This is a genomic window from Mycobacterium sp. (assembly GCF_040398885.1).
GTDB lineage: Bacteria > Actinomycetota > Actinomycetes > Mycobacteriales > Mycobacteriaceae > Mycobacterium.
Genome location: NZ_JBBATF010000116.1, coordinates 1 through 9,892 on the forward strand (window position 1 = coordinate 1; position 9,892 = coordinate 9,892).

11 protein-coding genes are annotated in these 9,892 nt (G+C 69.7%); 5 read left to right on the forward strand and 6 right to left on the reverse strand.

Translation table 11 applies throughout. The annotated features are described in order from the left end of the window. The first annotated feature begins 108 nt into the window (after positions 1 to 108). Positions 109 to 1,047: a type I pantothenate kinase gene (gene coaA / locus ADBZ5U_RS11440; protein ID WP_526265491.1), complete on the forward strand. Its 939-nt coding sequence runs from the start codon at positions 109 to 111 to the stop codon at positions 1,045 to 1,047. Positions 1,048 to 1,092: 45 nt separating this feature from the next. Here the strand turns inward: coaA and ADBZ5U_RS11445 are convergent, their stop codons facing one another. After that, on the reverse strand, positions 1,093 to 1,890 hold the full coding sequence (locus ADBZ5U_RS11445; RefSeq protein ID WP_526265493.1) for a (2Z,6E)-farnesyl diphosphate synthase: 798 nt from the start codon (positions 1,888 to 1,890) through the stop codon (positions 1,093 to 1,095). Positions 1,891 to 1,970: 80 nt separating this feature from the next. Between ADBZ5U_RS11445 and trhA the strand changes: the two genes are divergently transcribed. Next, positions 1,971 to 2,717, forward strand: a complete 747-nt coding sequence (trhA, locus tag ADBZ5U_RS11450; RefSeq protein WP_526265495.1) for a PAQR family membrane homeostasis protein TrhA — start codon at positions 1,971 to 1,973, stop codon at positions 2,715 to 2,717. Between the two features lie 7 nt (positions 2,718 to 2,724). Here trhA and ADBZ5U_RS11455 read toward each other — a convergent pair whose 3' ends face one another. Genes ADBZ5U_RS11455 through mca form a run of 3 tightly spaced genes read right to left on the reverse strand, consistent with a single transcriptional unit; the run spans position 2,725 to position 5,850 of the window. Then, entirely contained in the window at positions 2,725 to 4,779 is a 2,055-nt protein-coding gene (locus tag ADBZ5U_RS11455) for a thioredoxin domain-containing protein (protein ID WP_526265497.1), read from the reverse strand. Continuing rightward, positions 4,718 to 4,963, reverse strand: coding sequence for a hypothetical protein (locus ADBZ5U_RS11460; protein ID WP_526265511.1), 246 nt, complete (start codon positions 4,961 to 4,963; stop codon positions 4,718 to 4,720). Before ADBZ5U_RS11460 ends, ADBZ5U_RS11455 begins: the two co-directional genes overlap by 62 nt. Positions 4,964 to 4,977: 14 nt before the next feature. Continuing rightward, the gene (mca, locus tag ADBZ5U_RS11465) at positions 4,978 to 5,850 is read right to left on the reverse strand and encodes a mycothiol conjugate amidase Mca (RefSeq protein ID WP_526265499.1); all 873 of its coding nucleotides are present in this window, start codon (positions 5,848 to 5,850) and stop codon (positions 4,978 to 4,980) included. A gap of 104 nt (positions 5,851 to 5,954) precedes the next feature. Between mca and ADBZ5U_RS11470 the strand changes: the two genes are divergently transcribed. The 3 genes from ADBZ5U_RS11470 to ADBZ5U_RS11480 all read left to right on the forward strand — a co-directional run bounded on the left by ADBZ5U_RS11470 (position 5,955) and on the right by ADBZ5U_RS11480 (position 7,788). After that, a complete protein-coding gene (locus ADBZ5U_RS11470) occupies positions 5,955 to 6,395 on the forward strand; it encodes a DUF4307 domain-containing protein (RefSeq protein WP_526265501.1) in 441 nt (146 codons plus the stop codon). A gap of 236 nt (positions 6,396 to 6,631) precedes the next feature. Continuing rightward, the gene (greA, locus tag ADBZ5U_RS11475; protein WP_526265503.1) at positions 6,632 to 7,126 is read left to right on the forward strand and encodes a transcription elongation factor GreA; all 495 of its coding nucleotides are present in this window, start codon (positions 6,632 to 6,634) and stop codon (positions 7,124 to 7,126) included. 2 nt (positions 7,127 to 7,128) lie between these two features. Further along, entirely contained in the window at positions 7,129 to 7,788 is a 660-nt protein-coding gene (locus tag ADBZ5U_RS11480; RefSeq protein ID WP_526265505.1) for a GPP34 family phosphoprotein, read from the forward strand. Between the two features lie 8 nt (positions 7,789 to 7,796). On the opposite strand, the gene ADBZ5U_RS11485 is transcribed toward ADBZ5U_RS11480, so the two are convergent. Together ADBZ5U_RS11485 and ADBZ5U_RS11490 are read right to left on the reverse strand one after the other, a co-directional pair. Continuing rightward, positions 7,797 to 8,969, reverse strand: coding sequence for a cystathionine gamma-synthase (locus tag ADBZ5U_RS11485; protein ID WP_526265507.1), 1,173 nt, complete (start codon positions 8,967 to 8,969; stop codon positions 7,797 to 7,799). Between the two features lie 3 nt (positions 8,970 to 8,972). After that, on the reverse strand, positions 8,973 to 9,892 hold a 920-nt coding region (locus ADBZ5U_RS11490), incomplete at its 5' end, for a hypothetical protein (RefSeq protein WP_526265509.1).

Consider the following 9,892-nt stretch of genomic DNA (forward strand, 5'->3'; position numbering starts at 1 on the left):
GTCGACGTAGCCTTCCTCGATGCGGTCGAACCGCAAGCCGAGCAACAGGTATTCGTCGATGAGGTGGTCCGGCTCCATGCCGTTCACGCTAACTGCAAGACTTGGGCCATGGCCCGGTTGAACGAACCCAGCCCATACGTGGAGTTCGACCGCAGCGATTGGCGCGCTCTGCGGATGGCCACGCCGCTCAAGCTCACCGAGGAGGAGCTGGTCGGTCTGCGCGGCCTGGGCGAGCAGATCGACCTGCTCGAGGTCGAGGAGGTGTTCCTGCCGCTGGCCCGGCTGATCCATCTCCAGGTGGCCGCCCGCCAGGGCCTGTTCGCCGCCACCGACGAATTCCTCGGCGAGCCGAGGCAGAACCCGGATCGCCCGGTGCCGTTCGTCATCGGCGTCGCCGGCAGCGTCGCCGTCGGTAAGTCGACGACGGCGCGCGTGCTGCAGGCGCTGCTGTCGCGCTGGGATGACCACCCGCGGGTCGACCTGGTCACCACCGATGGGTTCCTCTACCCGAACACCGAGTTGAACCGCCGGAACCTGATGCACCGCAAGGGTTTCCCGGAAAGCTACGACCGCCGCGCCCTGATGCGCTTCGTGACCTCGGTGAAGTCCGGCGCCGACCAGGTGTGCGCCCCGGTCTACTCACACCTGATCTACGACATCGTCCCGGGCGAGAAGCACGTCGTCACCCACCCGGACATCCTGATCCTGGAGGGGCTCAACGTTTTACAGACCGGGCCGACCCTGATGGTGTCGGACCTGTTCGACTTCTCGGTTTACGTCGACGCCCGCATCGAGGACATCGAGCAGTGGTACATCGAGCGGTTCCTGGCGATGCGGGCCGGCGCGTTCGCCGACCCGGCGTCGCACTTCCATCACTACGCCGGCCTGACCGATCGGCAGGCCGTCGCGGCCGCCCACGACATCTGGCGAACCATCAACCGGCCCAACCTGATCGAGAACATCCTGCCGACCCGTCCGCGGGCGACGGCGGTGTTGCGCAAGGATTCCGACCACTCGGTCAAGCGGCTCCGGCTGCGCAAGATCTAGACCGGATCGCCCGCCTTAGGGACTCCGTCCCGAGTCGTCGCCGGGCTAGGCGCCGAAGCGGCGGTGTCGCCGGCTGTAGTCCCGCAGCGCGCGGAGGAAGTCCACGCGCCGGAAATCCGGCCAGTGCGCCTCGGTGAACCACATCTCCGAGTAGGCGCTCTGCCACAGCAGGAACCCGGACAGCCGCTGCTCCCCCGAGGTCCGGATGACCAGATCCGGGTCGGGCTGACCGGAGGTGTAGAGATTTTCCGAGATGCCCTCGACGGTCACCGAGTCGATCATCTGCTCGGGTGTCGCGCCGTCGGCCATCTCCTTGGCCAGCAACTGGCGGACCGCGTCGACGATCTCCCGCCGACCGCCGTAACCGACCGCGACATTGACGTGAAACGAACCGGACGGCGCCGTCGAGGTGGCCGTGTCGACGGCGTCGCGCACCCGGCGCGCCGGTTGCTCGCCGAGCAGTTCCAGGTCCCCCACCGTGCGAACGCTCCAGCGATTGGCCGGTGCGCAGATCTCCTCGACCACATCGGTGATGATCTCGATCAGCGCCTCCAACTCCTCGGGATCGCGCTGCAGGTTCTCCGTCGACAGCAGATAGACGGTCGCCATCTCGATGCCCTCCCGGGCGCACCAGCGCAGCATCTCGGCGATCTTGGCCGCACCCATCCGGTAGCCGTAACTCACGTCGCAGTAACCTGCGTCGCGCGCCCACCGGCGGTTGCCGTCGCACAGCACGGCGATGTGGCGTGGAAGTGCGGACTTGGAGTTTGCAAGCTCCTGCCGCAACCGCATTTCGTAGAGCCGGTAGGCCGGTTCCTTGAGGCGCGGGGAAATGATCTCCACGACCACCAAGACTACTGTGGCCGTGGGAGAGGGAAGGGCGCTCTCCACGTCCGGCAGGGAGGTCCAGCAGAGAGGTGGACATGACCGCAGGTGCCGAGGTCGCCGAGCCGGACCGGGCCGGCCGGACCGATGCCGGGGAGGCCGAGGACTTTCCGGAAGCCGTCGTCGAGGGCGTCAGTCAGTTTCTGGGCAAGCCGCGGGCCCGCGGCTGGATCCATGTCGTGGCGGCGATCGTCGCGGCCGTGGCGGGCGCGACGCTGGTGTCGGTGTCGTGGTCGCTGCAGGGCACCCGGGCCGGGCTTGCCACGCTGATCTACACGATCACGATCGTGGGGATGTTCACCGTCAGCGGGACCTACCACCGGGTGAACTGGAAGTCGCCGGCCGCGCACAAGTGGATGATGCGGCTCGACCACTCGATGATCTTCGTCTTCATCGCCGGCAGCTACACGCCGTTCGCCCTTCTCGCGCTCCCCGAGCGCGACGGTTGGGTGCTGTTCTGGATCGTCTGGGGCGGCGCGCTGGCGGGTGTGCTGCTCAAGATGTGCTGGCCGTCGGCGCCGCGCTGGGTGGGGGTTCCGCTCTACCTGGTGCTGGGCTGGGTGGCGGTGTGGTTCGTCGGCCCCATCATGCACGGCGCCGGCGTGGCGGCCGTGGTGCTGCTCATAATCGGAGGCGTGCTCTACAGCATCGGCGGGGTGTTCTACGCGCTCAAGTGGCCCAACCCGTGGCCGACGACCTTCGGCCACCACGAGTTCTTCCACGCCTGCACCGCGGTGGCGGCGATCTGCCACTACGTCGCGATGTGGTTCGCCGTCTTCCGGTGAGGCGGCGTCACCCGCGCACGCCGAGAGCGTCGGCGAGATCCGCGGCGCCGGTGACCGGCAGGTCGCAGACCCGGCCGCGGCAGACGTAGGCCGCGTCGGCGCCGCCGATGCGGTCCCGGCCCTCCAGCAGTGGCACGGAGTCCACCAGGCCGCCGACGACGACCGTTCCGCCCGGTGCGATCAGGCGGGCGGCGGTCAGCAGGTCGGACTCCGGACCGCCGGTGGACACCGCCACCTGCAGCGGGCCGCGGACCGCCGCCTCGGCGACGGCCAGCCAGTGTCCGGCCGAGCGCGGCGCCCGGGCCAGCAGCGGGGAATGCGCCAGCAGGGCCTCCTCGGCCGCCGCGGAGTAGCGGGCCGCCCGATCGGCGTCGACCAGGTGCGCCGCGGTCAGCAGAGCCTCGGCGATCGACGACGCCCCCGACGGGGTGGCTCCGTCCATGGGGTCGGCGGGACGGACCACCAGCGACTCGGCGTCGTCGGCGGTGTCGAACCAGCGGCCGGGCCGGTCGGGGTCGGCGAAATGCCGCAGCGCCAGGTCGATCAGGTCGGTGGCGTGGGCCAGCCACCGCTGGTCGGCGGTCAACTGGTAGACCGCCAGCAGTCCGGTCGCCAGCATCGCGTGGTCCTCCAGGATGGCGGCGCTGTCCCCCACCCGGCCGCCGAGGCTGGCGCGCCGCAGCCGGCCGCCGACCAGATGCAGCCCGACGATCTGTTCGGCACATCCCAGCGCGGCATCCACCAGGCGTGAATCCCCCAGTGCCACGGCGGCTTCGGCAAGGGCGGTGATCGCCAGCCCATTCCAGGCCGTGACGACCTTGTCGTCGCGGCCGGGTTGGGGCCGGCTCCGCCGGACCTTCAACAGGGCGGCCCTGACCCGGTCGAACCGGTCGGCCTCTCCCGGCAGCGGGTCGAACTCGGCGGGCAGTTGCAGCACCGAACTCCCGTGCTCGAATGTCCCGTCCTCGGTGACGCCGAAAACGCTCGCCGCCCAGTGGCCGTCGTCGTCACCGAGGGCTGCGCGCAGTTGCGCCGGCGTCCACACGTACGTCGATCCCTCCACGCCCGCCGCGTCGGCGTCCAGCGAGGAGGTGAACACCCCGCCCTCGGCCAGGTCGGCCAGCAGGAACGCCGCGGTCTCGGCGGCCACCCGGCGGGCCAGCGGGTCACCGGTCCGCCGCGCCCAGTGCGCGTACACCCGCAACAGCAGGGCGTTGTCGTAGAGCATCTTCTCGAAGTGCGGCACCACCCAGTCGGCGTCGACGCTGTAGCGGGCGAAACCGCCGGCGAGTTGGTCGTAGATCCCGCCGCGGGCCATCGCTGTGCAGGTGCGCCGGACCGTGCCCAGCGGGACCGCGGATCCGGTGCGCTCGTGGCTGCGCAGGATGGCCTCGAGCAGGTGCGACGGCGGGAACTTCGGCGCAGCGCCGAAACCGCCCCGGACGGTGTCCTCGTCCCGCAGCGCCCCGGTGACCGCGTGATCGCACAATTCCGCGGTCACCTCCGGCCCCCCGGCAGGCAACCCGGCGGCCATCCGGCGCAACTCCCCGGCGATCCGGTCGCCGGCTTGTTCGACGTCGTCGCGCTGCTCGCGCCACGTGGTTCGCACCGCGGCCAGAAGATTCAGGAACCGCGGCTTGGGGAAGTAAGTGCCGCAGAAGAACGGCCGCCCGTCGGGAGTCAGGATGCAGGTCATCGGCCAGCCGCCCTGACCGGTCATCGCCACGGTGGCTTGCATGTAGACCGCGTCGAGGTCGGGGCGCTCCTCCCTATCGACCTTGATGCAGACGAACTCGTTCATCGCGGCGGCCACGGTCTCGTCCTCGAACGACTCGTGGGCCATCACATGGCACCAGTGGCAGGCGGCGTAGCCGATGGACAGCAGGATCGGCACGTCGCGGCGGGCGGCTTCGGCGAGCGCCTCGGGACCCCACTGCCTCCAGTGCACCGGGTTGTCGGCGTGCTGGCGCAGATACGGGCTGGTCGCGGCGGCGAGTTCGTTACCGGCCGGAGTCACCCTCGGGTTCCCTCTCCGGGTCGGGCGCGTCCCCCACGGCGGCATCCTCGGCCGCGTCGAAACTCTCGGGCACCCTCTTGAGGTGGCGGTTCATCGACCGCGCCAGCGCGAACACGCCGATGAGCAGCAGCACGACGATCAGCAGCCCGATCGGGCTGGCCTTGCCGAAGTCCGGACCGGTGTTCGCCGGCCCCTCAGCCACCAGGGTGACCAGCAGTGGGTGGGTCATCGTCAGTGGATAGCTCACTCGTAGGTCTCGATCCCGGCGAAAAGGTCGTCCTCTGGCAGCACGGCCGGCACCCGGGAGCGGGCCAACTCGAACTCCTCGGTGGGCCACAGCCGCTCCTGCCACTCTATCGGCGTGGCGAAGAAGAAACCGTCCGGGTCGATCTGGGTGGCGTGCGCCTTGAGGGCGTCGTCCCGCCGGGAGAAGTACGGCGCACAGTGCACCCGGGTGGTGACCCGCTTCTCGAACGGGTCCTTGTCGGGATCCCAGTTCTCCAGCCAACGGGCGAACGGGCCTTCAAGACCGTTCCTGGCGAACTCGTCCTGAATCAGTTGCATTCGCTGACGCAGGAACCCGTGGACGTAGTACAGCTTGCCGGCCGCCCACGCCGGGCCGGCCTCCGGGTGCGCCAGCGGGTCGGCGGCCACCTCGAAGGCCGCCACCGAAACCTGATGGCAGCGAATGTGATCCGGATGCGGATAACCACCGTTCTCGTCGTAGGTCGTGATCACGTGCGGCCGGAATTCGCGAATCACCCGGACCAGCCGGGCGACCGGTTCCTCCAGCGGCACCAACGCGAAGCAGCCGTCCGGCAGCGGCGGCGGCGGGTCGCCCTGGGGCAGGCCGGAGTCGACGAATCCCAGCCAGCGGTGTTCGACGCCCAGGATTTCCGCGGCCCGAGCCATCTCGTCGCGCCGGACGTCGGCGATGCGGCCGCGCATCTCGGGAACGTCCATCGCCGGGTTGAGGATGTCTCCGCGTTCGCCGCCGGTCAGGGTCACCACCATGACCCGGTCGCCCTCGTCGACATAACGCGCGCAAGTGGCCGCACCCTTGCTGGACTCATCGTCCGGGTGGGCGTGAATCGCCATCAGCCGCCGTTCGGTCACGTGTCCTCTGCCAGTCCCTCGGTTTCGCGTCGTGGCCTCCAATAGTCCCATTCGCCGTAGGGGTGCCCGCAACGGAGCCTGGCGCGGGCGGGCACACTGCACCCATGACCGACATGCCCACCGGCCACCGGGGCCCGTCGGCACGGTACGGCCGGCCGCCGCTGCCCGCCGCGACCCGGCGCCGCGTCGCGATGGCGTTGGCCGGGCTGACCACACTGCTCGGGCTGGGTGTTGCGGTCCTCGGTTTCCAGCGGTTCGAGAGGTCCGCCGTAGAGGGCAAGGCCGGGGTCTACGAGGTGCTCGACGGCCACACCGTGTCGGTTACGATCAGCGTGACCCGAAGGGACCCGTCGGTCCCTGTGGTCTGCATCGTGCGGTCGAAGGCGATCGACGGCGGGGAGACCGGACGCCGGGAGATCCTCGTCGGGCCGTCGGCCGAACGCGCCGTCCGGGTCACCACGACGGTCAAGTCCTACAGACCTTCGGTCATGGCCGACGTCTACGGCTGCGGCACGAAGGTCCCGCCCTACCTCACCGCACCGTAGCGGCCAGCAAACTCCGCAGCGGGAAACCGGGGTCCCGTCGCGCCGCCGGTGCTACACTTCGGAGGTGCACGGTTCCTGCTGGGAGCCGTGTATTGCTTAATTTCAGCGGGGTCGGAGCGTAGCGCGGGGGTGGGCCGCGGGGGTGAGCAATGCACGCGGGCCCGACCGTAACCCCGGCAGCAACGACACCCGCATCCGCGCATGGCGCGGAACACACGATCTAGGAGCGCGACGAGATGACCGAGAACCAGGTGGTCTGGCTGACGCAGGAGTCTTACGACCGGCTGAAGGCCGAACTGGATCAGTTGATCGCGAACCGTCCGGTCATCGCCGCCGAGATCAACGATCGCCGGGAGGAGGGCGACCTGCGGGAGAACGGCGGCTACCACGCCGCCCGCGAGCAGCAGGGCCAGGAGGAGGCCCGGATCCGCCAGCTTCAGGAACTGCTCAACACCGCCAAGGTCGGCGAGGCGCCCAAACAGTCCGGGGTCGCGCTGCCCGGTTCGGTGGTCACCGTGATCTACGACGGGGACGAGTCGGACTCCGAGACGTTCCTGATCGCCACCCGGCAGGAGATCGTCTCCGACGGCAAACTCGAGGTCTACTCGCCGAACTCACCCCTGGGCGCGGCGCTCCTCAACGCCGTCGAGGGCGAGACCCGCGAGTACACCGTGCCAAGCGGGGCCAAGGTCAAGGTCACGCTGAAAAAAGCCGAGCCTTACCACTCCTAGTCATGGCGAGGATCGCCGAAGACCTGCTTCTGCTGCTGCTCGACAACCCCGAGGCCCAGCCCCGTCTGGAACGCGCGGCACTCGGCCGGGTTCTCGCCGCCGGCCTGATCCTGGATCTGGCCCTGGACTGCCGGGTGCGCCCCGCGCAACCGGAGGACCCGGTGCCCGAGGGGCGTCTGATCGCGTTGGACGGGCCGGTTCCGCTGGATCCGTCGGTCCGGCCGGCGCTGGCGATGCTGCTTCAGCGACCGCTTACCCCGGCGGCGGCGGTTGCCACGCTGCGTGGGCAGGCCGAGGACGACGTTCTCGACCAACTGTTGCGCACCGGACAGATCCATCAGGTCTCGCTGACCGAAAACCGGTTGCGGCGCAATCACTATCGCTGGCCGGTGAAGAACCGGGCCCGGGTGGCGGTCATCCGGGCCGAGGTGCTCGGCGCGCTGTTCGAGAAGCGACGCCCCGCGCCGGTGATCGCGGCGGTCATCAGTCTTCTGTATGCCGCCGGCGGTCTGGGCGACGTGCTCGAACTCAACGAGGCCGGAGTGCGCGCCGCCGGTGAACGGGCGAACGAGATCGCCGGCGGCGACTGGCTGGACGCTTCGGACACCGCCCAGGTCAATCTGGAACTGACCGCCGCGGCGGTGTTGCCGGCCGCCCGCTAGGCCGCGAGTCAGCCCAGCGCCTGGCCCAGATCGGCGAGCAGGTCGGCGGGGTCCTCGATGCCCACCGACAGCCGCACCAGATCGTCGGGTACCTCCAGTTGCGAACCTGCCGTCGAGGCGTGCGTCATGGCGCCGGGATACTCGATCAGCGACTCCACTCCGCCGAGCGACTCCGCGAGAATGAAAATCCCTGTCCTCGAACAGAATTCGCGGGCGGCCTGCGGACCACCCCGCATCCGCACCGACACCATTCCGCCGAATCCCCGCATCTGGCGGGCGGCGACCGCGTGGCCGGGATGGTCGGGCAGTCCCGGATAGAGCACCCGGTCCACGGACGGGTGACCGGCCAGGAACTCCGCCACCAGGGCGGCGTTGTCGCTGTGCCGCCGCATCCGCAGTTCCAGCGTCTTCAGACCCCGCATCGTGAGATAGGCGTCGAAGGGCCCGGGCACCGCGCCGGCACCGTTCTGCAGGAACGCGAAGGCGGCGTCGAGTTCCTCGTCGTCGGTCACCAACGCGCCGCCGACGACGTCGGAGTGACCGCCGATGTACTTCGTCGTCGAGTGCAGGACGATATCGGCGCCCAGGGCCAGCGGCTGCTGCAGCGCGGGCGAGGCGAAGGTGTTGTCCACCAGAACCTTTGCGCCGGCGCCGCGGCCGATGTCGGCGACGGCGGCGATGTCGGCGATCGACAGCAGCGGATTGGTCGGCGTCTCCACCCAGATCATCCTGGTGTGGTCGGTGACCGCGGCCCGGACGGCGTCGAGATCGGCCAGGTGTACCGCGGTGTGCTCCACACCCCAGTGCCGAAACACCTTGTCGATCAGGCGAAATGTGCCGCCGTAGGCGTCGTCGGGAATGACGATGTGGTCACCGGGACGCAGCACCGAACGCAGCGCGCAGTCAGTGGCGGCCATCCCGGAACTGAACGCCCGCCCGAACGTGCCGTCCTCCACGGCGGCCAGGACCCTCTCCAGCGCGGCCCGGGTGGGGTTGCCGGTGCGGGCGTATTCGAACCCGCCCCGCAGGCCGCCCACCCCGTCCTGGGCGAAGGTGCTGCTCGCGTAGATCGGCGCGTTGACCGCCCCCGTCGCCGGGTCCGGGCGAAAGCCGGCGTGGATCGCCCTGGTGGCGAAGCCATGGCCGTCGTGTCCGTCAGGGCCCACCTGTTCGTCGGCCATCGGTCAGGCGGTGGCCGGAGCCACCGTCCCGCCGCTGAGCTTGCGATAGGCGTAGACGACGAACAGCAGGGCGATCGGCGCCGCCAGCAGCAACCCGATACCGCAGAGCATCGCACCGGCCACCAGCAGAGCACCGCTGAGCAGCCAAGCCAGCAGCGCCGCACCGAAGTTCGCCCGGGCCAGGCCGATGCTGGCCCGGATGCCGTTGAGCGGCGACAGACCGCGGTCGACGATCACGACGGTGGTGAACACCGTGAAGATCGCCACCGCGGCGGCGGCCAGAAACGACAGCAGGCCTCCGACGACGGGCACTTGCTGAAGCGGGAAGGTGACCAACGAGGACACCACGCCGACGATCAGCGCCGCCAGCAAAACCGACGCCACCTTGCGGGGACGGAAGAAGGACCCGACGGTGACCGGCCTGCCGTCGGCGATGTCCAGCAACCCGCTGTAGTAAGCCGACGAAATCGCACCGATCAGAACGAAGAAGACGATCCAGCCGATCATCGAGACGGCGATTGCGGCACCGGAAAGATCAGGAATGACGACTTCGGTCACGCCATTGGCCGATTCGTAGACGTCCACGGTCTCGGGCGAGACGATGTTGAGCAGCCACACGAACAGCGCCGTTGCCGCCGAGAGGATCAGGCCGAGGAGCAGTGTGGCCAACAGGACCGGAACCGCGTTCTTGCTGAACTTGTTCCAGGCCCACGAAAACCCTTCGCCGACACTGAAAGCCGGCCGCCCGTATCCCGGGGGTGGCGGTGCCCAGCCGCCCCCGGCCGGGGGCGGGGGCGGGTAGGCCCCCGGCGGGTAGGCGCCCGGCGGGTAGGCGCCCGGCGGGTAGGCGCCCTGGGGGGCGCCCTGGGGGGCGCCGTAGCCACCCGGTCCGCCCCACCCCGGCGGCGGCGGGGAGGCGCCGG